This is a genomic window from Micromonospora tarapacensis, from assembly GCF_019697375.1.
GTDB lineage: Bacteria > Actinomycetota > Actinomycetes > Mycobacteriales > Micromonosporaceae > Micromonospora > Micromonospora tarapacensis.
On record NZ_JAHCDI010000004.1, the window covers coordinates 1,495,821 to 1,518,622 of the forward strand.

14 protein-coding genes and 1 pseudogene are annotated in these 22,802 nt (G+C 73.2%); 13 read left to right on the forward strand and 2 right to left on the reverse strand.

Annotated elements, in window-relative coordinates:
• Window positions 1-38: 38 nt before the first annotated feature.
• Window positions 39-626, reverse strand: coding sequence for a putative glycolipid-binding domain-containing protein (locus tag KIF24_RS12775; protein ID WP_221084229.1), 588 nt, complete (start codon window positions 624-626; stop codon window positions 39-41).
• Window positions 627-883: 257 nt separating this feature from the next.
• On the opposite strand from KIF24_RS12775, the gene KIF24_RS12780 reads away from it, so the two are divergent.
• From KIF24_RS12780 to KIF24_RS12825, 10 genes and pseudogenes are all read left to right on the forward strand, one after another.
• The gene (locus tag KIF24_RS12780; protein WP_331461099.1) at window positions 884-2,395 is read left to right on the forward strand and encodes a pyridoxal phosphate-dependent decarboxylase family protein; all 1,512 of its coding nucleotides are present in this window, start codon (window positions 884-886) and stop codon (window positions 2,393-2,395) included.
• A gap of 34 nt (window positions 2,396-2,429) precedes the next feature.
• Window positions 2,430-3,656: a fatty acid desaturase gene (locus KIF24_RS12785; RefSeq protein WP_221084230.1), complete on the forward strand. Its 1,227-nt coding sequence runs from the start codon at window positions 2,430-2,432 to the stop codon at window positions 3,654-3,656.
• Window positions 3,657-3,696: 40 nt separating this feature from the next.
• Window positions 3,697-4,134, forward strand: a complete 438-nt coding sequence (locus KIF24_RS12790) for a cobalamin-dependent protein (protein WP_221084231.1) — start codon at window positions 3,697-3,699, stop codon at window positions 4,132-4,134.
• Complete coding sequence (locus KIF24_RS12795; RefSeq protein ID WP_221084232.1) at window positions 4,127-5,590, forward strand: methylaspartate mutase; 1,464 nt, start codon at window positions 4,127-4,129, stop codon at window positions 5,588-5,590. Before KIF24_RS12790 ends, KIF24_RS12795 begins: the two co-directional genes overlap by 8 nt.
• Window positions 5,587-6,705, forward strand: coding sequence for a sulfotransferase family protein (locus tag KIF24_RS12800; protein ID WP_221084233.1), 1,119 nt, complete (start codon window positions 5,587-5,589; stop codon window positions 6,703-6,705). Before KIF24_RS12795 ends, KIF24_RS12800 begins: the two co-directional genes overlap by 4 nt.
• A gap of 118 nt (window positions 6,706-6,823) precedes the next feature.
• On the forward strand, window positions 6,824-8,062 hold the full coding sequence (locus KIF24_RS12805; protein ID WP_221087322.1) for an ABC transporter substrate-binding protein: 1,239 nt from the start codon (window positions 6,824-6,826) through the stop codon (window positions 8,060-8,062).
• Between the two features lie 17 nt (window positions 8,063-8,079).
• Window positions 8,080-9,777, forward strand: a complete 1,698-nt coding sequence (locus KIF24_RS12810; protein WP_221087323.1) for a thiamine pyrophosphate-dependent enzyme — start codon at window positions 8,080-8,082, stop codon at window positions 9,775-9,777.
• Window positions 9,774-11,170, forward strand: a pseudogene (locus tag KIF24_RS12815) (pyridoxal-phosphate dependent enzyme). The gene KIF24_RS12810 and the pseudogene KIF24_RS12815 overlap by 4 nt, the downstream one beginning before the upstream one ends.
• Window positions 11,167-12,354 carry a Glu/Leu/Phe/Val dehydrogenase dimerization domain-containing protein gene (locus KIF24_RS12820; RefSeq protein WP_221084234.1) on the forward strand — a complete coding sequence of 396 codons (1,188 nt, stop codon included), beginning with the start codon at window positions 11,167-11,169 and terminating at the stop codon, window positions 12,352-12,354. The pseudogene KIF24_RS12815 and the gene KIF24_RS12820 overlap by 4 nt, the downstream one beginning before the upstream one ends.
• Window positions 12,355-12,369: 15 nt before the next feature.
• Entirely contained in the window at window positions 12,370-13,779 is a 1,410-nt protein-coding gene (locus tag KIF24_RS12825) for a class-II fumarase/aspartase family protein (protein ID WP_221084235.1), read from the forward strand.
• 92 nt (window positions 13,780-13,871) lie between these two features.
• Here KIF24_RS12825 and KIF24_RS12830 read toward each other — a convergent pair whose 3' ends face one another.
• A complete protein-coding gene (locus tag KIF24_RS12830) occupies window positions 13,872-14,612 on the reverse strand; it encodes an SDR family NAD(P)-dependent oxidoreductase (protein ID WP_221087324.1) in 741 nt (246 codons plus the stop codon).
• A 71-nt stretch (window positions 14,613-14,683) separates the two neighbouring features.
• Between KIF24_RS12830 and KIF24_RS12835 the strand changes: the two genes are divergently transcribed.
• The 3 genes from KIF24_RS12835 (at window position 14,684) to KIF24_RS32705 (ending at window position 22,749) form a co-directional block, all read left to right on the forward strand.
• Window positions 14,684-16,054 (forward strand): aspartate aminotransferase family protein, encoded by a 1,371-nt coding sequence (locus tag KIF24_RS12835; protein WP_221084236.1) that lies wholly within the window; start codon window positions 14,684-14,686, stop codon window positions 16,052-16,054.
• Between the two features lie 195 nt (window positions 16,055-16,249).
• A complete protein-coding gene (locus tag KIF24_RS12840) occupies window positions 16,250-22,123 on the forward strand; it encodes an amino acid adenylation domain-containing protein (protein WP_331461101.1) in 5,874 nt (1,957 codons plus the stop codon).
• The gene (locus tag KIF24_RS32705) at window positions 22,120-22,749 is read left to right on the forward strand and encodes a phosphopantetheine-binding protein (protein ID WP_331461102.1); all 630 of its coding nucleotides are present in this window, start codon (window positions 22,120-22,122) and stop codon (window positions 22,747-22,749) included. The genes KIF24_RS12840 and KIF24_RS32705 overlap by 4 nt, the downstream gene beginning before the upstream one ends.
• Window positions 22,750-22,802 lie beyond the last annotated feature (53 nt).

Below are 22,802 nucleotides of genomic sequence, written 5' to 3' on the forward strand. Positions count from 1 at the left end.
GTCGGGTGCGGATTTCCCGACCCGGGTCGCAGGATTTGTCACGGCATTCGGTGGCTGAGCTTGTGGGCGACCGAGCGCCACCCGCCGCCCGGATAATCGAGCACCATTCCATTGGCGTCGACCGTCAATTTGTAGCTGCCGTAACGGCCCTTGTAACGGTAGGTGTCGCGGTCGATCCGCAGGTATGCCTGCTCGACGGCCCGTAGGCCGAACGACGGCACCTGAATCCACAGGACCCGGGCCGTGGCCTCGCTCCCGACGGTGAGTCCGAGCCGCCGGATGGCCAGCGCGTTCGTCGCCGGGGTGAAGGCAAGATCCACGTCGTCGCAGGGAAATGCCAGGTCAAGCGTACCTTCGGCGGAGTGCCACCGGCCGTCGTCGGCGGCGTGCAGCGCCAGCGTCCGCGGGCCGGAGGGCTCGTCCAGCTCCACCCGGACCGACCGCGAACGGCGGGCGGCATCCGTCTCGACGAGGTACGTGGCGCTGGTCGGACCGCCCCTGCCCCGGTAGAGCGCCGTGCCCGAGAGCCGGAAACCGTCCGCCGTGCGGTCGAGCTTGCCCATTTCCAGGAACAATCGATCGGACCGTTCCCAACTGGTCGTACTTAGTCTCTCCAAATCGGACATGCCGGAGATTCTAGTTCCTCGATTCTCCACTGGCGCAATGGCCCGGTCGGTTGTAACGTCGTCGGCAGAGCATGGCTGATCAGGTATCCACCAATCACTTTCCGGTCCGCCGTGAATGACGATCCGATCCACGAACCACTCCCAGAAGCCAAATTCGACCCGGTTCCCGGGCCGCCCCCGCGCGGGTTTCGGCCCGGGACGAGGCCGCTCCCGAATGCCTTTCCTGCTCCTGATCCAGAGAGGGGAGTGCCGTGCCTGTGCCGAGCATCGGTGACGATCCCACGTTCGTGGCCACCACCGACCACGACAGCATGCGACAGCTCCGGACCCTGATCGACGATGTGCTGGGCGTCCTCGGCGACGTGGGCGCGGGGCGGGCGACCCCGGTCGCGCCGGGCGGCCCGACGGCGGTCCGGGCGTACGCCGACGACGTGCTCGCCGAGCCCCTGCTGCCGGCCTCCGGCGGCAAGCCCGCCGAGGTGCTGCGGCAGCTCGTCGAGGCGTACGCGAACTGGTCGGTGGACGTGAGCCACCCCGCCACGGTGGCCCGGATGCAGTGCCCGCCCACCGCCGTGGCCGTCGCCGCCGACCTGGTGACCAGTGCCCTGAACCAGTCGATGCACGCCTGGGAGGCCGGCCCGTTCGCACTGGAACTGGAGCGCCGGCTGATCCAGGATCTCGCGGCCCTGGTGGGCTACGGCGTCGCCGCCGGCGGCACGGTCACCGCCGGCGGCAGCATCTCCAACATCATGGCGATGCTGGTGGCCCGGGACGAGGCCTACCGGCGTCGGCTCGGCCGGTCCACCTTCGACAGCGGGGTCGCCGTCGCCGGGGTCCGCCCGGTGGTGCTCTGCACCGAGACGGTCCACTTCTCCGTGGACCGGGGTGCCAGCATCGCGGGCATCGGCGCCGACGGCATCATCCGGGTGCCGGCCGACGAACTGGGCCGGATGGTCCCGGCCGAGGCTGACCGGATCCTGCGTGAACTGCCGGCCGACCACCTGCCGGTGATGCTGTTCGTCTGCGCCGGCTCCACCGACTTCGGCTGGGTCGACCCGCTGCCCGAGCTGGCCGAGGTGGCCCGGGAGCACGGCGTGTGGCTGCACGCCGACGCCGCGTACGGCGGTGGGGCGCTCTTCTCGGAGCGGCTCCGGCCACTGTTCGACGGGCTCGCCGAGGCCGACTCGGTCACCCTGGACCTGCACAAGTTCGGCTGGGTGCCGGCCTCGGCCGGAGTCTTCCTGACCCGCGACGCGGCGGCACTGGACCACCTCGCCGCCCAGCAGACCAGTCTCAACTCACCCGATGACGTGGCCGAGGGCTTCGTCGGCCGCTACGGGCACTCCATCCAGGCCACCCGCCGCTGCGACGCCCTCAAGATCGCCGCCACGCTGCGCGCGTACGGCCGCGAGGGCATCGGGGCGATGGTCGACGCCTGCCACGACCTGTCCCGGTACGGTGCGGCGCGGGTGACCCGGGAGCCGAAGCTGGAACTGGCCGCGGAGCCGGTGCTCAGCACCGTGCTGTTTCGCTACCGGCCCGGCGGCGGGGCCGACCCCGACACGTTCAACAGCACCCTGCGTCGGCAGCTGATGCGCGACGGGCACGCGATGCTCGCCCGGGTCTTCCTGCCGCGTCCCGGCGGCGGCCGGGACGTCTGGCTCAAGCTCATGCTGCTCAACCCGGCGACCAGCGGAGAGCAACTCGACCAGGTGATCGACGACGTGCTGGCCGCGGGCGCGGCGTTGGAGGCGACGGGCCGGTCCTGACGCCCGTCCGACGAGATCGTCAGGGAGCGCAACGATGGTGACGCAGACGCAGGGTGCGACGACGCTCGCCTACACCCCGGTGGACGAGTCGGTGTCGATCCGCGACTCGATGAACGTCGCGCCGCGGGTGCTCGCGGTGCCGCTGACCTTCCTCACCGGCAAGCCGCACACGGGTCAACGCCCGGTCCGGCTCACCCCCGGTCTGCACCTCTGGGCGGCGACGGCCTCGATGGTCGCCGGCCTGGTGGTCAGCTGGGTGGCGCTGGCCCTGGGCGGCTGGGGCCTGCTGCTCCTGCTGCCCGGCTGGTCGATGACGCTGCACGGGGCGCGGAACCTGCGGATGATGATGTACCACCAGGCCGCGCACCGGAACATGTGGGCGCGACCGCGCCGTGACCAGCTCGTCGGGCGCCTGGTCGCCGCCGCGCTGATGGTCCAGGACTTCGGCCGCTACAGCACCGAGCACGTGATCGACCACCACGCGGTACACCACATGACCGTCCGCGACCCGACGGTGCAGGCGTTCCTGATCGGCCTGGAGCTGCGACCGGGCATGACCCGCCGGCAGATGTGGCGTCATCTGATCCTGCGCAAGCTGCTGTCCCCGGCGTTCCACCTGAACTTCCTGCTGGGCCGCGTGCAGTCCTACTTCGCGCCGGCGAGCTGGCCGTTGCGGGCGGCCACGGTGGCCGGCTACGCGGCGGTGGCGGCGCTGGCCGGCTGGCTCGACCAGTGGGTCTTCCTGCTGGTCGCCTGGGTGCTGCCGATGACGTTCCTCTACCAGGTCAGCAACACCCTGCGGCTGTGCGTCAAGCACACCTTCCCGGCGCCGGAGGTCACCCAGCGGCGTGGTCGGGAGTACTTCGCCAGCCTCACCAACGCCATCCTGATCGGGGAGCGGGCGCCGGCCGCCGCTCCGGGCGGGCCGCTGCGCCGCGCCGGACGGTGGTCCCGCTGGTGGCTGCGGATGCTCACCGTGCACCTGCCGGCGCGGTACCTGGTGCTCACCGGGGACACGGTGGTGCACGACTTCCACCACCGGCACCCGATGAGCCGGGACTGGGCGAACTACATCTTCGCCCGGCAGGCCGACATCGACGCGGGGCACCGGGGCTGGCCGCCGTACCGGGAGGTCTGGGGGCTGGTCCCGGCGATCAACCTGGTCTTCGACTCGCTGCGCGAGGCCGACCCGCAGGAGTACGACCGGGCGCGGATCGCCCAGGTCAGTGGGCGCAGCGTCTTCTCCGCCTTCGACGACTGACGGCCGGTGCCGGACCGTCCACCCAGGAGGTACGACCCAGATGAGCAGCCGGAAGACCCAACGAACCGTGATCATCGGCGTGGCCCGCAGCGATGCCCACGCGGTGGCCAACCACCTCATCGCGATGCGCCTGCGGGAGGCCGGCTTCCTCGTGGTCAACCTCGGCGTCTGCACGCCGCTGGAGGACTTCGCCGACGCGCTGGCCGCCCATCCGGACGCCGAGGCGGTGGTGATCGGCAGCCTCAACGGCCACGCCTACGAGGACCTGAGCGACCTGCCGGCGCTGCGGGCCGCCGGCCGGCTGCACTGCCCGATGATCGTCGGCGGGAACCTCTCGGTCGGCAGCCACAAGGACGGTGACGAGCGGGAGCGGCTGCTGCGCCTGGGCGTCGACCACATCCTCGACGACGCCGACCAGATCCCGCTGCTGCTGGACCTGTTGCAGGCGGCCCGGGCCACCCCGTTGACCGGTGTCTGACCTTCCCGAGCTCGACATCGAGCCACGAGTCGCGGCGATGCTGCCGCCCTGGACGGAGATCATGCAGTACATACGCAAGTCCCCGAAGCGAGCGCCGGTCGAGGTGCTGCGCGCGGCGGCGGCGCGGGGCCGGCCGGTGGTGCAGCCCCGCTGCGGCGTCGGTGGGCACGGCGAGATGCGGACCCTGCTGACGACTCTGGAGCAGCGTGCCCGGCCAGGCATCCTGACCATCACCATCGACTCGTTCACCCGGCTCAAGCAGTTCCGCACCGCGGCACAGGCGTTGCAGCGTGACCCCGCCGGCCTGAACGGGTACCCACTGGTGACGCACGGCTGGCGGCGCGGCCGGGAACTCAACGAGCTGGTGGACGCCCCGATCGAGGTCCGGCACGGCTCACCCGACCCGCGGGAGCTGTTCGCGGTGTCGCTGGCGTCGGGCTTCACCTCGTTCGAGGGCGGCGGGATCGACTACAACCTGCCGTACTCCAAGGACGTGCCGCTGGCCCGGTCGCTCGCCGCCTGGGCGCAGGTCGACCGGCTCTGCGGCGTGCTCGCCGAGGCGGGGGTGGTCGTCGACCGGGAGCTGTTCGGCACCCTCACCGCCGTGCTGGTGCCGCCGTCGGTGAGCCTCGCGGTCTGCCTCCTGGAGGCCCGCGCGGCCAGCCTCGCCGGGGTGCGCTGCCTGTCCGTGGCCTACCCGCAGGGTGGCGAGGTGCACCAGGACATCGCCGCGCTGCGGTCGATCCCGGTGCTGGCCCGCCGGTACCTGCCCGAGACGGTGGAGATCTTCCCGGTGCTGCACGAGTTCATGGGGGTCTTCCCGGCCGATCCGGACGTCGCCGACGCGCTCATCCTCTACGGCGGGCTCACCGCCCGACTCGGCGGCGCCGCCAAGGTGATCAACAAGACCAACCAGGAGTCGCGGGGCATCCCCGACGCCGACGCCAACGTCTCCGGGATCCGGACCACCGCGCTGGCCTGCACCGACCTGCTCGACTTCGTCCGGGTCGACGAGGCGACGGTCGAGGAGGAGACCTACTGGCTGCAACGTGAGGTCGCCGAGCTGGTCGAACCGGTCCTGGCGGCCTCCGACCTGCCGGCGGCGATCGCCGACGCCTTCGCCGGCGGTCGGCTCGACATCCCGTTCAGTGCCAGCGTGCACGCCCGGTCGGAGGTCATCCCCAAGCGGGACGCCACCGGCGCCATCCGCTACCTCAGCGCCGGTCGGCTGCCGTTCAGCCGGCCCACGCTGCGGCGCAACGAGCAGTGCCTGCGGGTCGACCGGGCCAGCCTCAGCCGGCGGCTGGTCGACGAGATTCGCTCCGACATCGACTTCTTCCTCCACGCGGAGCGGCGGTTGCGGGCCGACCGCGCGGCCGTGGAGACCGCCGGACCGGGCACCGCCGGCCCGGCCGGTCCCGGTGCCGCCGCTCCCAGCCCGGGAGGCATCCGATGACCGGCACCGTCCTCGACGCCGACGAGCTGACCCGCGCCGCCCTCGCCGACGGTGCCGGCCACCCCGGTGACCTGCGCTTCCAACCGGCGCTGCGCCGGCTGGTCCAGGCGATCAACGACGAGGCCCGGCTGACCCCGGACGGTGCCCGGGTGGCGCGGGCGTCGCTCGTGGGTTCGTTGCGAACCCAGCTGCGGCTGGCCGCCCGGCCGGTGCCGCCGGCACCCCGACCGGTCGCCGTGACGGTGGTGACCGGTCTGCACCGCACCGGCACCACCCTGTTCCAGACGCTGCTCGCCGCCCACCCGGGGGTCCGCGCACCGCAACTGTGGGAGCTGCTCGCCCCCGCCGCGACGCAGCCGGCCGCGGAACTGGTCGCCGCGGCCACCCGCTACGTCGACGAGTACCACCGGGCCGCGCCGGCGTTCGCCGCCATCCACCCGCTGCACGCCCGCAAGCCCGAGGAGTGCCACCGGCTGATCGCCAACAGCTTCCACTCCGAGATCTACGGCCTGCGTTACCACGTTCCCGGCTACCTGGGGTGGCTGGCCCGCCAGGACCACACCGCCGCGTACGCCCTGCACCGTGAACAGCTCGACGCGATCGTCGCCCGGGACTCGGGCGGGGGGCACCTGGTGCTCAAGTGCCCGTTCCACCTCTGGCACGCCGCAGACCTGGCCGCGACCTACCCGCAGGCCCGGGTCGTCCGGCTGCACCGCGATCCGGTGGCCGCCGTCGCCTCGGTGTGCAGCCTCACCCGGACGGTCCGGGCCGCCCGCTCCGCCCACGTCGACCCGCACGAGATCGGTGCGTTCTGGCTGGATCGCACCGCCGCCGCGGTGCCCGGGCTGCACGATCCCGACGCGTTCGCCGGGTTGGCGGTGTTCGACCTGCGCTACCGGGAGCTGATCGCCGATCCGGTGGCGGCGGTGGCCCGGGTCTGCGCGTTCGCCGGACTGCCGTTCGACGCGCCGGCCCGGCAGGCGGTGCGGACCGCGGCCCAGACCGCGGCCCGCGGCGCCCCCGGCCGGCACCACTACCGACTGACCGACTACGGGCTCGACGAGGAACGGGTGCGCCGCCGCTTCGCCGACTACCGGGCCGCCTACCGACTGTGACCCATCCTTTCCGGTCGTTCCACCCCGCAGAAGGAGAGATGCCGTGCAGACCACCACGACGAACACCGAGGTTCCCGCACCGCGCAGCCCGGAGCCCGCGGCGCCGGCCAGCACGCCGATGGAGTTGGCGCTGCACGAGGTCGAGGCGGTGAACTCGGTCGCCGGTGACAACCCCGTCAAGATCGGGATTCTCTCGCCGATGACGCGCCCCGGCGACGCGATGGCGGGGGTGCTGATCTCCCGGGGCGCCCGCCTGGGTGCGGAGTACCTCCGCGAGCACGGAGGCGTCCTGGGCGGCCGGAACGTGTCGTTCGTCGCCTACAACGACATGGCCACCGCCGCCCAGGAGGGCTTCCCGCGCTCCGCCGTGGCGGGCCTGGCGAAGCTCGCCATGGTCGACGAGGTGCTCGCCGTGCTGGGCCAGTGGCACCTGCGGACCACCCCGTGGGTGGCGGAGATGTGCGAGAAGCTCGGCGTGCCGATGTTCGTGGAGAACGGGCACAGCACGGTGACCCACGGCCGGCGGACGATCTACCGCACCTACTTCTCCATCGCCGACCGGGTACCGCTGATGATGGACTGTCTGGCCGACATCGGTGCCCGCCGGATCGGCATGATCGCCCCCGACACGGTGTTCGGCAAGACCATGGCCGACACCCTTCAGGAGTACGGCGAGTCCCGGCACGGCATGGAGTTCCTCCGCTTCGACTTCGAGCAGGAGGTGGCGCTGGACTGGCGTGAGCAACTGCGCCAGATCAAGGAGTGGGCGCCGGACGCCTTCATCAACGGCGGGCTCAACGTCGTCGCCGGTGGCGGCCCGGTCGGCAACAGCTACCACATCCTCCAGCAGGCCATCGAGCTCGGTCTGCTGCCGGCGGTGCCGATGATGGTGACCTTCGGCTTCCCGATGCGCTCGCAGGACTACTGGCGGATGGCCGGCGCGGGCGGCAACGGGGTGATGTGGCCGGCGACGAAGTTCCGCCCCTCGTGGTCGGAGATGACCCCGATCGGCCGCTGGTTCACCGACCGGTTCATGCAGCGGTACGGCTTCGCGCCGCCGGACACCTGCCTGAGCGCGTTCACCGACGTGACGATCATCGGCCAGGCGCTGGAGGTGGCCGGCACCGACGGTCGCGAGGCGCTGCTCGACGCCCTGGAGTCCACGGAGTTCGACACCTGGCGGGGCCCGCTGCGCTTCGAACGGGGCGCCGAGCACTGGCACCACAACCCGCCGGAGCTGGTGGTCATGCAGTACCAGACGGTCGGCCAGACCTTCGACGACGCGGCGATCATCTATCCGCCGGCCCTGGCGGACAGCAAGTTCCGGCCCTCGGCGGCCGGCGGGGAACTGCCGTGACAACGGTTCCCGACGTGGTGGACCGGGCCGCCGGCCCACCACGCACCGCCGCCGGCACGGTCGTGGCCACCCTGCTCGCCCACGGCGTCGACCGGGTGTTCTGCGTGGCCGGGGAGAGCTACCTGGCGGTGCTCGACGAACTGCACGCCACGCCGGCGGTCGACGTGGTGACCAGCCGGCACGAGGCGTCCGCCGGGTTCGCCGCGGTGGCCGACGCGAAGCTCACCGGACGGGCCGGGGTGTGCCTGGTCAGCCGCGGCCCGGGAGCCACCAACGCGAGCATCGCCGTGCACTCCGCGTTGCAGGACGCCGTGCCGCTGGTGCTGGTGGTCGGCCAGGTGCCGCGGGTGGACCTCGGCACGGAGGCGTTCCAGGAGGTCGACTACGCGCGGGCCTTCAGCGCCCTGGCCAAGGAGGTCCTGGTCCTGCTGGAGCCGGCGCGGGCCGGCGAGTTCGTCGCCCGGGCGCTGCGGACCGCAGAGTCGGGCACCCCCGGCCCGGTGGTGCTGGTGCTGCCCGAGGACGTGCTGGAGATGCCGGACCCCGACGGTGCCGTCCCGGCGCGGTGGCAGCCCGCCGCGACCGGCGCCGCTCCGGCCGAGCTCGACCGGGTGCGGGAACTGCTGCGTCGGTCGGAACGTCCGCTGCTGCTGGCCGGTGGCGCACTGTCCGGGCAGACCGGTCGGCGGCTGCTGGCCGCCGCCGCCCACCGGCACCACCTGCCGGTGCTGACCAGCAACAAGCGGCAGGACCTGTTCGACAACCGGGATCCGTGTTATGCCGGCCACCTGCACAACAACACCCAGCAACAGCAACGGGACCTGCTCGGCCGGGCCGACCTGATGCTGGCCGTCGGCACCCGGCTCGACGACGTGACCACCCTGGGCCGGCGGCTGCCCGACCCGGGTGCCGCCGGGCCGGCCCTGGTGCACGTCTACCCGGACCCGCAGCGACTGGGCCGGGTCCACCCGCCGACGGTCGGGCTGGCCGGCGACCCGGTGGAGTTCCTGCGGCAGCTGGCCGCCGCCGAGCCGGCCGGGGTGGACGCGGGCCGGGTCGCCTGGGTCGACGAGCTGCACGAGTTGGAGGTGGCCAAGGCACGGTGGGCCGAACATCCCAGCGACGACGGCGTGGCGTTCGGCGCGCTGGTCGCCGGCCTCGACGAGCTGACCGGCGGTGACGTGGTGGTCACCCTCGACTCGGGCACCTTCACCAGTTGGCTCTACCGCTACCTGCGGCTGACCGGGGACGGCCGGATGCTCGGGGTCGGCTCCAGCGCAATGGGCTTCGGGGTACCGGCCGGGGTGGCCGCCGCGCTGCGCACCGGCCGGCCGGTGGTGGTGCTGGTGGGCGACGGCGGGTTCCTGATGACCGGCTCCGAACTGGCCACCGCGGTGAGCCGCCGGTTGCCGCTGATCGTGGTGATCGCGAACAACGGCAGCTACGGCACCATCCGGGCGCATCAGGAACGGGCGTACCCGGGGCGGGTCATCGCCACCGACCTGGACAACCCCGACTTCGTCGCGCTGGCCCGGGCGTACGGCGCGCTGGGCCTGGCGGTCGGGACCGAGCAGGACGTGGAGCCCTGCCTCGCCCGGGCGCTGGCGCACGGCGGACCGGTGGTCGTCGACGTACGGACCAGCCTCTCCTGGATCTCGGCGTACCGGCGGATCGACGTGAGCGGCTCGACCGGGGTGGGGGTGGGTGTCGCGTGAGCATGTACGAATCGTTGACCGGGCTGATCGGTGACACCCCGCTGGTGCGGCTGCGCCGGGTCGCCACGCCCGGCTCGGCGCCGCTCTACGCCAAGGTGGAGTACCTCAACCCGGGTGGCTCGGTGAAGGACCGGATCGCGCTGCGGATGGTCGAGACCGCCGAGGCCGAGGGGCTGCTGCTGCCCGGTGGGACGATCGTCGAACCGACCTCCGGCAACACCGGCGTGGGGCTGGCCATCGTCGCCCAGCAGCGGGGCTACCGCTGCGTCTTCACCTGCCCGGACAAGGTCTCCCGCGACAAGATCGACGTGCTGCGGGCGTACGGGGCGGAGGTGGTGGTCTGCCCGGCCGCCGTGCGTCCCGAACATCCCGACTCGTACCGCAGCACGGCCACCCGGATCGCCGCCGAGCGGCCCGGCGCGGTGCAGCTCAACCAGTACGCCAACCGCAGCAACCCGGAGTCGCACTACCACAGCACCGGGCCGGAGTTGTGGCGGCAGACGGAGGGCCGGCTGACCCACTTCGTCACCGGGATCGGCACCGGCGGCACGATCTCGGGCGCCGGCCGCTACCTGAAGGAGGTTTCCGGCGGGGCGGTGCGGATAGTAGGCGTCGACCCGGACGGGTCGGTCTACTCGGGCGGCGCCGGCCGGCCGTACCTGGTGGAGGGGGTCGGCCAGCCGAGCTACCCGGACTCCTACGACCCCTCGGTGGTCGACGAGATCATCCCCATCGCCGACCACGAGGCGATCCTGATGACCCGCCGGCTGGCCCGCCAGGACGCCCTGCTCACCGGCGGTTCCGGCGGGATGGCCGCCGCCGCCGCGGTCCGGGTCGCCGCGGCGGCGGGCCGCGGGCGCTGGTCGTGGTGCTGCTGCCGGACTCCGGCCGGGGCTACCTGTCGAAGATCTTCAACGACGACTGGCTGGCCGGGCTGGGCCTGCACGATCCGCCCACCGACCAGCCGAGGGTCCGCGACGCCGCGACCGGCGGCCACCCGGCGCTGATCCGGCCCGACGAGACCCTCGCCAACGCGGTGAAGCTGCTGCGCGACGCCGACGCCACACACCTGCTGGTCAGCGCGGCGCCGCCGCCGGTACGGCTGGCCGAGATCCTGGGCACGGTCACCGATGCGGTGCTGGCCCGGGCGTACGCCGCCGGCGCCGGCGCCGACGACCCGGTCGGCGCCCACCTGGGACCGGTGCCGCCGCAGGTCGGTGCCGGCATGCCGCTGCCGGACGTGGTCCCGATGCTGTCCGATCCGTCGTCCGCCGTGCTGGTGTTGGACGGCGGGCGCCCGCGTTGCCTGCTGACCGCCGGCTGCCTCGTCGAGTACCTCGCCGGGGGTCGGGCGGCGGGCACGTCCGCACCATCGCCGCTGGGGGAGCAGTGAACGCTGTCATCGAGTACGTGGACCCGGTCGAGGGGTTCCGTGGCTGGCTGGTCTACGACGGGTCGGACTGCCGGCTGGCCGCCGGCGGTTGCCGGGTGAAGCCGGGGCTGACCGTGGCGGACCTGGCCGAGCTGGCCGGCCGGATGACCCTGAAGGAGCGGCTGCTGGGCATCAACGTCGACGGCGCCAAGTGCGGCATCGACTACGACCCGCACGCACCCGGTAAGAGTGCCGCGCTGCGCCGGTTCCTCGGCTTCCTGCGCGGGCAGCTGATGACCCGCTTCAGCATGGGTTGCGACATGGGCACCCGCTGGGAGGAGCTGGAGGAGCTGGCCGCGCTGGAGGGCATCCCGTCGATCAAGTACGCGGTACGCGGGGCGCAGGGGTTCAGCGAGGCCGAGTTCGTCGCCCGGATGGGCCTGCTCGACCAGCACGTCGGCGCGTTGACGCTGGCGCAGCGCCGCGCCGGGCACGCCCTGGCCCAGGCGGCGGTGATGGCCGCCCGCGCCGGCGCCCTGCCCGGCCCGCTGTCGTGCACCCTGCAGGGCTTCGGCAACCTCGGCCGGGCGGCGGCGTACACGCTGGTGCAGGAGGGTGTCCGGATCACGGCGGTCGCCGACGAGTACGGCTGCGTCGCCGACCCGGCCGGGCTCGACGTCGCCGCCATGCTGGCCGAGCCGGCCGGTACCCCGGTGCCGCGGCTCGCCCCGCAGGCCAGGGGGCTGCCCGCCGCCGCACTGTTCGACCTATCCACCGACCTGGTGCTGCTGGCCGCCGGCGCCGACGGGCTGCCGGCCGAGCGGGCCGGCCGGCTGCCGGCCCCGGTGGTGGTGGTCGGTGCGAACTGCGGGCTGAGTCCGCAGGCGGAGCATGCCCTGCACCGGGCCGGGGTGCTGGTGGTGCCGGACTTCGTCGGCGGCATCGGCGGGTCCGCGTCGATGGAGGCGCTGTTCGGGCCGGCCCGCTGCCCGAGCCCGCGGGGCGTGCTCGACGGCGTGACGGAACTGATGCGCCAACTCGTCGACCACCTGACCGACGAGGCCCGGCGCCGCGACCTGCCGCTGCGGCAGGTCGCGTACGACACGGCCGCCGCCGCCCGGGTGGCCCTCGGCGAGCCGCCGTACGGCGGCAGCCCCTTCCTCACCCGACCACTGACCGCGACGAGCCACCCCGTCCGTCGCTGAACCACGGAGGCACCCATGTCCGTCACCCACGCCCACCCGGTCGACAGCTGCCGTCACGAGCGGGGCCACATCACCGACTCGCGCTTCTACGGCAACCGCTACGCGACGGCCGCCAGCCGGCGGATCTACTGCGACGTCTGTCGCAAGCAGCGCTGGCTCGACATCGAGGCGGCGTTGGCCCAGGCGCAGGGTGAGCTGGGCATGATTCCCGGTGCGGCCGTCAACGGCATCGTCTCGGCAGCCCGGCTGGAACGCATCGACCTCGACGCGGTGCAGGAGGAGATCGAACGTTCGGGCCACTCGCTGGTCGGGCTGCTCCGGGTATTCCAGGCCGCCTGCCTCGACGGCAGCGGCGAATTCATCCACTTCGGCGCCACCACTCAGGACATCCAGGACACCGGGCAGTCGCTGGAGATCCGGGACACCCTGGACGAGGTGGACCGCGAACTCGCCGAGATCCTCGCCTGCCTGGTCGAGTTGGCCGAGGAGCACGCCGACACGGTCGCGGTGGGGCGTACCCACGCCCGGGCCGCCCTGCCGATGAGCTTCGGGCTCAAGGTCGCCAGCTGGATCGACGAGATCCTGCGCCACACGGAGCGGCTCGCCACCGTCCGGTCCCGGGTGGTGGTGGCGCAGCTGTTCGGCGGCGCCGGGACCATGGCCGGTTTCGGCGGCGAGGGCATCGGCCTGCTGGAACGCTTCGCCGCCCGGCTGGGCCTGGGCGTGCCCACGATCGGCTGGCACGTGGCGCGCGACCGGATGGTCGAGTTCGTCACCACGCTCGCCATGGTCGCCGGCACCCTGGGCCGCATCGCCGACGAGATCCGCACCATCGGCCGGCCCGAGTTCGGCGAGGTCACCGAGCCGTGGCGGTACGGCAAGGTCGGATCGAGCACGATGCCGCACAAGCGCAACCCGGAGCGGTGCGAGCAGGTGGTGGTGATGGCGAGGCTCGCCGCCGCGCAGGCAGGTATCGCGTTCACCGGGATGATCGGTGACCACGAGCGTGACTCACGGTCGCTGCGGGTGGAGTGGGCGTGCGTGCCGGACGTGTCCCACTACACCCTGGCGGCCTGCGAGATCACCCGGGAGCTGGTCGCTGGCCTGACGGTCAACGTCGACCGGCTACGGGAGAACACCCGCGCCGTCGCCGACCAGCTCGCCTCGGAACGGCTGATGCTCGCCCTCGGCGCGCACGTCGGCAAGCAGACCGCCCACGAGCGGGTCTACGAGCTCAGCCAGCACGCCCACGACGCCGGCCGGTCGCTGCGGGAGTCGCTGGACGGCTGTGCCGACCTGCGCCGGCTGCTGCCGGACCAGGAGGTCGACGTCATCTTCGACCCGGCCCGTTACCTCGGCGCGTCCACCGACCTGACCCACCGCGCGGTGGCCGAGGCCCGCAAGTGGCTGGGAGGTCGTGAGTGAACGGTGACCTGCGACGGAACCGGACGGCCGGTCCCGGACCGGTGGCCGGCGGGCCACCCGGCCGCCCGGGTGGCCCGCCGGCCGGTCCCGGATCAGCCCCGGCCCATCAGGGCGCCCCCGTTGATCTGGATGATCTGACCGGTGACGAAGCCCGCACCGGCACCCGCGAGGTAGCCGACCAGGCCGGCGATGTCCGTGACGGTGCCGCCCCGGCCGACGGGCGCCTGCGCCGAGCGCTGCCGGTGGAACTCCGGCGTCATCCGGTCCCGGAAGAACTCGGTGCCGGCGACGTATCCGGGGGCCACCACGTTGACCGTGATCCCCCCGGCGGCGAGTTGGCCGGCCAGCTCCGTCGACCACGGGTGCAGCGCGGCCTTGGCGGCCCCGTAGGAGGCGTTGCCACGGAACGCGGCGATCGAGGTCACCGTGACGATCCGGCCGCCCGGGCGACGCAGGGCGGGCAGCAGCGCCTGGGTCAACAGCACCACCGGGAGCACGTTCCCGCCGAGGTTGCGCAGGTACTGCTCGCGGATGGTGGCCAGGTCGTCGGCCGGGTGCGGCGCGAAGTTGCCCCCGGCGTTGTTGACCAGCACGTCGACCGTACGCCCGCCGTCGGTGATCTCGTCGGCGGCCCGGCGTACGTCGTCGGGCTCGCACAGGTCGGCGGCGACCGCCCGGACGCTGCCGCCGCCGCGCGTCAGCTCCTCGGCGGCCTGCTTGAGCACCTCCGCCCGCCGGCCGAGCAGCACCACCTCGTGCCTCGCGGCCAACTCCGCGGCGATCGCCCGGCCGATGCCGGTGCCACCCCCGGACACCACGGCCAGCTTCGTCACACCGACCACCCCTCTCGCTCCTCGATGCCCGGGAGTATCCACCACCTCAGCCCGACGACGGGAGCCACCGCGTGAGCGCGCACGACCAGCACGGCGATCCGCTGCCCGAGACCGCGGCGGGCATCCTGGCCGAGGACCGGGCCCACCTCTTCTACTCCTGGTCGGCCCAGCGGCAACTGCGGCCGATGCCGGTGGCCCGGGCCCTCGGCTCGTACTTCTGGGACTACGAGGGCAACCGCTACCTCGACTTCGCCTCCCAGTTCGTGCACGTCAACATCGGCCACCAGCACCCGAAGGTGGTGGCGGCGATCCAGCGGCAGGCCGGGCGGCTGTGCACGGTCAGTCCCGCGTTCGGCAACGACCAGCGGGCGCGCGCGGCCCGGCTGATCGCCGAACGGGCCCCCGGCGACCTCGACCGGGTGCTGTTCACCAACGGGGGCACCGATGCGGTGGAGCACGCGGTGCGGATGGCCCGGCTGGTGACCGGCCGGCCGAAGGTGCTGGCCGCGTACCGCTCGTACCACGGTGCCTCGCAGCTCGCGCTGCACCTCACCGGTGACCCGCGCCGCTGGCCGGTCGACACCGGCGCGGCCGGGGTGGTCCACTTCTTCGGCCCCTACCTCTACCGCACCGCGTTCCAGGCGCGCACCGAGCAGGAGGAGGCGCAGCGGGCGCTGGCCCACCTGGAGCAGGTCGTCGCGCTGGAGGGGCCGGGCACCATCGCCGCCGTCATCCTGGAGCCGGTGGTCGGCACCAACGGGGTGCTGGTGCCCCCGGACGGCTATCTGCCGGGCGTGCGGGAGCTGTGCGACCGGCACGGGATCCTGCTGATCGCCGACGAGGTGATGGCGGGCTTCGGCCGCGCCGGACGCTGGTTCGCCGTGCAGCACTGGGACGTCGTACCGGACCTGATCACCTTCGCCAAGGGGGTGAACTCCGGGTACGTGCCGCTCGGCGGGGTGCTGATGGGCCCACGGATCTTCGAGGCGTTCGCCGACCGACCCTACCCGGGCGGGCTGACCTACTCCGGCCACCCGCTGGCCTGTGCGGCGGCGGTGGCCGCCATCACCGCGATGACCGAGGAACGGATCGTCGAGCACGCCGAGCACCTCGGTGCCGAGGTGCTCGGCCCCGGGCTGCGCGAGCTGGCCGACCGGCACCCGGTCGTCGGCGAGGTGCGCGGGCTCGGCGTGTTCTGGGCGCTGGAACTGGTCCGGGACCGCGAGACCCGCGAGATGCTGCCGCCGCTCGGTCCGCCGGGCGGTCCACCCGGCCCGATGGACGAGTTGGCGGCGGCCTGCCGCAAGCGCGGGCTGTGGCCCTTCCTGCACACCAACCGGGTCCACGTCCTGCCCCCGTGCACCGCGACCGAGCAGGAGGTCCGCGAGGGCCTGGACATCCTCGACGAGGCGCTGTCCGTCGTGGACGGCCAGCACCGATGACTACCGAACCCGAATCCGACCGTCGTCACCGCAGTCCGTGCCGAGGAGCGACATGAACCAGCACGCCCAACGCCTGTCCACCCTCACCGCCGAGCAGCGCGCGTTGCTGCTCAAGCAGGTCGGCGCCCAGTTGACCGAACGCCAGCGCCCGGCCACCCGGATCCCCGCCGCGCGCAGCCCGGTGGCCGCGCGCCGGTGTCCTACCTACAGGAACAGCTGTGGTTCCTCGACCAGCTGGTGCCCGGGCAGTCGACGTACAACGTGCCGTCGGTGTTCCGGCTGGAGGGGACGCTGGACCTGGCGGCGCTGCGCCGGGCCCTGGCCGACGTCGTCGATCGGCACGAGGCGTTGCGGACCACCGTCCGGGCCGAGAACGGCGTGCCGTACCAGCAGGTCGCCCAGCCGGGGGAGCAGCCGCACCAGCTGGTGGTGGACGATCTCAGCGACGTGGTGGATCCGGTGGCCCGGCTGGCGGAGGCACAGCGGCGGGTGCAGGAGGAGATCCGCCGTCCGTTCGACCTGGCCACCGGGCCGCTGTTCCGCTCGCTGCTGGTCCGTCTCGACGAGACCGACCACCTGCTCGCCGTCACCATGCACCACGTCGCCTCCGACGGCTGGTCGCAGGCGGTGCTCACCAACGAGCTGTCCGAACTGTACGCGGCCCACCACGCCGGCCGCCCGCCGGCGCTCGAACCACTGCCCGTGCAGTACGGCGACTACGCGGCCTGGCAGCGCAACCAGCTCACCGACGACGTCTTCGCCGGCCAGCTCGACCACTGGCAGCAGCGGCTGCGCGGGCTGCCCACCCTGGAACTGCCCACCGACCGGCCCCGGCCGGCGACGATGTCGTACCGCAGCGCCGCGGTGTCCCACACCCTCGACGGTGACCTGTTGCAACGGCTGCGCCAGCTGTCGGCCCGCAACAACACCACCCTGTTCATGACGCTGATGACGGCGTACCAGGCGGTGCTGGCCCGCTACAGCGGTCAGGACGAGATCGTCGTCGGCACCACCACCACCGGCCGCGAGCCGGCGGAGCTGGAACCGCTGATCGGCTACTTCGTGAACATGGTGGTGCTGCGCACCGACGTCGCCGACGACCCGACCTTCGGCGAGCTGCTGCAACGGGTCCGTGGCGTGGTGCTGGAGGCGTGGAAGCACCAGCAGGTGCCGTTCGAGAAGGTCGTCGAGCGGATCCAACCGGTCCGCGACCCGTCGCGCAATCCGCTCTTCCAGGTGGGTCTGCAACTGCTCGGCAGCGCCACCCAGAGCACCGAGCCGAACCTGCCCGGCCTCGCCGTCACCTCGCTCGACGCCAACCCGGGCGGCCACCCGTTCGACCTGTCCATCACCGCCACCGAGAGCCCCGACCAGCTGCGCCTGGTGGCCGACTACTCGGTGGACCTGTTCGACGAGCCACGGATGGCGCGGCTGCTGCGGCACCTGGAACGGGTGCTGCGCACCGCCGTCGACTCGCCCGACACCCCACTGTCGGCGCTGCCGCTGCTCGACGAGGAGGAGCGGACGCTGCTGCTGCACACCTGGCAGGGGCCGAAGGGGGAGCGGGCCCGCGAACCGGTGCACGTGCAGATCGCGCGGCTCGCCGCCGAACGTCCGGACCTGGTGGCGGCCACCATGGACGGTGCCGAGCTGACCTACGGCGAGTTGGATCGGCGCGCCCGGGTGCTGGCCCACCGGTTCCGGGCGCTCGGCGTGGGCCGGGACGACATCGTCGCGCTGCTGCTGGAACGGGGCTTCGACCTGATCGTCGGCATGGTCGCCGCGCAGCAGGCCGGCGGCGCCTTCGTGGTGATGGACCCCGGTCACCCGGTCCGCCGCATCGAGTTCATCCTCACCGACACCGCTGCCAAGGCGGTGGTCACCCGGTCCGCGTTGGCCGACCGGCTGCCGGAGGACACCACCGCCACGGCGGTGCTCGTCGACGCCGACTGGACGCGGCTGGAGCAGGCGGCTGCCGGCGCGGCGCCGCCGGACGAGCTGGCCGACGAGAACTCCCTGGCCTACGTGCTCTACACCTCCGGGTCGACCGGCAAGCCCAAGGGCGTGATGATCGAGCATCACGCGCTGAACACCTTCCTGCTCTGGCTCGGCAACATCTTCGACTTCGGGCCCGGCGACCGGCTGCTCCAGCACATGGCGCCGATCTTCGACTTCGCCGAGGGCGAGATCTTCACCGCGCTGACCCGCGGGGTGACAATGGTCTTCGTTCCCGAGGAGCACCGCACCGACCCGGACGTGATCGGGCGACTGCTGGTCTCCGAGCGGATCACCTACATCGGCGGGCCACCGGCCATCCTGGGCCGGATCCCGCCGGGCGCATACCCGGACCTGAAGTACATGATCGCCGGTGGCGAGGCGGTGACCGGTGACCTGATCAACCGGTGGAACACCCCGGGCCGCCGGTTCATCAACGGGTACGGGCCCACCGAGGCGGCCGTCGGCTGCATCTTCTACGAGTGCGAGCACCGCACCTGGGTCGGCCAGCCGCCGATCGGTCGGGCCATGCCGAACCGGGTGGCGTACGTGCTGGACCGGTGGAACAACCTCCAGCCGATCGGGGTGCCCGGCGAGGTGGTCACCGGCGGCGAGGGCCTGGCCCGCGGCTACCTCAACCGCCCCGAGCTGACCGCGGAGAAGTTCCTCGACGACCCGTACCGGCCGGGGGAGCGGATGTACCGCACCGGCGACCTCGGCCTGTGGACCGAGGACGGGCAGATCCAGTTCCTCGGTCGCATCGACACCCAGGTCAAGCTCAACGGGCTGCGTATCGAGCTGGAGGAGATCGAGTCGACGCTCACCGCGCACCCCGGCGTCGCCGAGGCGGCGGTGGCGCTGCGCGAGGACAGCCCCGGCACCAAGCGACTCGTCGGCTACGTGGTGCCGGCGGGTGCGGCGGCACCGGGCACCGAGGACCTGCGCGAGCACCTGCTGGCCGACCTGCCGCCGTACATGGTGCCGCACGCCTTCGTGGCCCTGGAGGTGCTGCCGCTGACCAGCGTCGGCAAGGTGGACCGCAACCGGCTTCCGGCGCCCGAGGAGGCCGGCCCCGCCGACCTGGTCTTCGTCGCCCCACGTACGCCGGCGGAGCAGCAGGTCGCCGAGATCTTCGCGGCGGTGCTGGGTGTCGAGCAGGTCGGCGCCGACGCGAACTTCTTCGAACTGGGCGGCAACTCGCTGATGGCGGCCCGGGTGCTGTCCCGGATCACCGAACTGGGCGGGGTCAGCGCGACCATGCGTGACTTCTACACCGGGCCACGGGTCAGCGAGATCGCGCAGCTGCTGGCCGGCGCCGCCGACGTGGTACCGGCCGCCGTCGACGCGGTACCGGCCGCCGTCGACGCGGTACCGGCCGGCGCCGCGGCAGCGCCAATGGCCGACCCGACACGGGCCCGGCTGGAGCAGGAGATCGCCGACCTGGAGCAGCGGCTGCGGGCCGCCCGGGCGGCGCTGGCCGGGCAGGACGGCCCGGATGCGGCGACGCCCGGCGGGCACGAGGGGCAGCGGCTGCCGCTGTCGCCGACGCAGGAGCAGCTGTGGTTCCTGGAACAGCTCGCACCGGGTCAGCCGACCTACCACATCCCGGTGCCGGTGCGGCTGACCGGGCCGCTTGACGCCGACCTGCTCGGGCGGGCGCTGACCGCCGTCGTGGCCCGCCACGAGGCGTTGCGCACGACCTTCGGCGCCGACGAGGACACCCCGTACCAGCTGGTGTCGCCCGCCGGTGAGGTGCCGATGCCGGTGCGCGACCTGGGCCCGGTCGACCCCGCCGACCGGGAGCAGGCGCTGCACGCCGAGTTGGCACGCGACGCCACCGCGCCGTTCGACCTGGGCCGCGACCTGATGCTGCGGGCCCGGCTGCTCCGCCTCGACGCCCAGGAGCACGTGCTGAGCCTGGTGCTGCACCACATCTGCGCCGACGGCTGGTCGGCCGGCGTGCTGGTGCGCGACCTCGCCGAACTGTACGACGCGCTGCGCCACGACCGGCAACCGCAGCTGCCCGGACTGCGCCTGCAGTACGCCGACCACGCGCTGGCCCAGCGCCGGCAACTCGACGGCGGTGAGCTGGAGCCGCAACTGGCGTACTGGGCGCGGCAGTTGGCCGACGCGCCCGTGCTGGACCTGCCCGCCGACCGGCCCCGCCCGGCCACGGCCAGCAACCGGGGGGCGTTGCTGGTGCACCGGATGCCCGCCGACGTGCTGCACGGGTTGCGCCGGGTGGCCCAGCGCGAGCAGGCCAGCACGTACGCGGTACTGCTCGCCGGCTTCAAGACGGTGCTGATGCGTTACACCGGGGTGGACGACGTGGTCGTCGGCACCGCCGGTGCCGGCCGTGGCCGGCCCGAACTGGAGGATCTGGTCGGCTTCTTCGTCAACATGCTCGCCCTGCGCACGGACCTCTCCGGTGATCCGAGTTTCGCGGCGGCGGTCCGGCGCACCATGGGCACCCTGCTGGCCGCGTGGGAGCACCAGGACGCACCGTTCGAGCGGGTGGTCGGCCGGCTCGGCCGGCGCCGCGACCCCAGCCGCAACCCGGTCTTCCAGGTCTCCATCGACCTGCTCAGCGGCGACCTGGTCGACTTCCGGTTCCCCGGGCTCGCGGCCGAGTTCCTCGACGTCGATCCCGGCGTGTCCCGCTTCGACATGGCCATCAACGCGTACGAGGAGACCGACGGGATCACCTTCCGGGTGGAGTACGCGACGGACCTGTTCGACACCCATCGGGTCGAGGCGATGTTCCGCCACCTGGAGCGGGTGCTGCGGGCCGCCGTCGACGCGCCGGACACGCCGCTGTCGGCCCTGCCGCTGCTGGACGACGACGAACGCGCCGAACTGCTCGCGTTGGCCGGTGGCGAGCGCCGCGAGCACCGCCCGACCACGCTGCCGGAACTGTTCGCGGCGAGCGTGACCCGCGGCCCTCAGGCCACCGCGGTGATCGCCGCCGAGGGCAGCCTGAGCTACGCCGAACTGGACGAGCGCAGCCGCCGGCTGGCCGCCCGCCTGCGTGCCGAGGGCGTGCGCACCGGTGACATCGTGCCGGTGCTGCTGGACCGGAGCGTGGCCGAGGTGGTCAGCGTGCTGGCGGTGCTGCGGGCCGGCGCGGCGTACGCCCCGATGGACCCGGCCGCGCCGCCGAGCCGGCTGGCCTTCCAGGTCCGCGACACCGGCGCCCGGGTGGTGGTGGGCGACGCGGCGCTGGCCGGCACGTTGGCCGGGGTGACCGCGGTCGATCCACACGCCGACGTGGCACCGGCGGGCGACGAGCCGGGGCCGGCGGACCTGTCGCCCTCCTCGCTGGCGTACGTGCTGTTCACCTCCGGCTCGACCGGCGAACCGAAGGGCGTGCTGATCGAGCACGGCATGGTCGCCGGCTATCTGGAGTGGATGGTGCCGGATTTCGCGGTCGGCCCGCAGTCCCGGGTGCTGCACTGCTGCGCCCCGGTGTTCGACCTGGCCGTCGGCGAGATGTTCAGCGCACTGGCGGCCGGGGCGGCCGTGGTGGTGGCCGGCCGGGACGACGTGCACCGGCCGGGCGCGTTGATCGAGCTGGCCCGCGACACCGGTGCGACGCACGTCTTCACCACACCCACCGTGCTGGGGCTGCTCGACCCCGCCCGGCTGCCCGCGCTGCGCTCGGTGATGATGGCCGGCGAGCCGGCCCCGCCGTCGCTGGTGGCAGCATGGAACGTCGACGGTCGGCGGGTGTTCAACCTGTACGGCCCGGCCGAGGCGACCGTCGGCTGCACCTGGTACGAGTGCCCGACCGGTGCCGAGCCGGCCCCACCGGTGCCGATCGGCCGGCCGATGCCGAACCGTCGGGTGTACGTCGTCGACGACACCGGGCAGCTGGCCCCGGTCGGCGTGCCCGGCGAGCTGGTCATCGCCGGAATCGGCGTGGCGCGCGGCTACCTCGACCGGCCCGAGCTGACCGACGCCGCGTTCGGCGCCGACGAGCGGGCCGGCCAGGGCGGGCGTACCGCAGTGGTGACCTGGGGCGGTGGAACCGGGCCGGGCAACTGGAGTTCCTCGGCCGCCGCGACGGTCAGGTGAAGCTGCGCGGCCTGCGGGTCGAGCTGGGCGAGGTCGAGCACGCGCTGCGGACGGTGCCCGGCGTGCGGCGTGCCGCCGCGGCGGTGCACGGCACGGGCGCGGCGGCGGTCCTGGTCGGCTACGTGGTCGGCGACCTCTCCGACGCCGACGTCGAGTCGCTGCGGCCGGCGCTGGCCGGGAAGCTGCCCGGCTACCTGGTGCCGAACGTGGTGCTGCGCCTGCCGGAGTTGCCGCTGACCCGCACCGGCAAGGTGGACCGCAAGCGGCTGCCCGCGCCGGAGGCCGGCGCCGCGCGGACGGCCTACGTCCCGCCGGGCACCGACGACGAGCGGGTCGTGGCCGGCGTCTTCGCCGAGTTGCTCGGCCTGGAGCGGGCCGGCCGTGACGACGAGTTCTTCCTACGTGGCGGCAACTCGTTGCAGGCGATCCGGGCGGTGGGCCGGCTCAACGACGCGCTCGGCGTGCCGCTGACCGTGCGGGACTTCTACACCGCACCGACCGTCGCGGCCCTGGCGGACCTGGCCGGGCGGCGGCGGGCCGCCGAGCAGGCGGCGCAATGGCAGCTGCTGGACGAGATCGAGCAGCTCAGCGACGACGAGGTGGAACGGCTGCTGGCGGCGGACTGATCGCCGGTCGCACCGCTGGGCCCGCCGCCACGGCGGCGGGCCGGCGGTGTCCT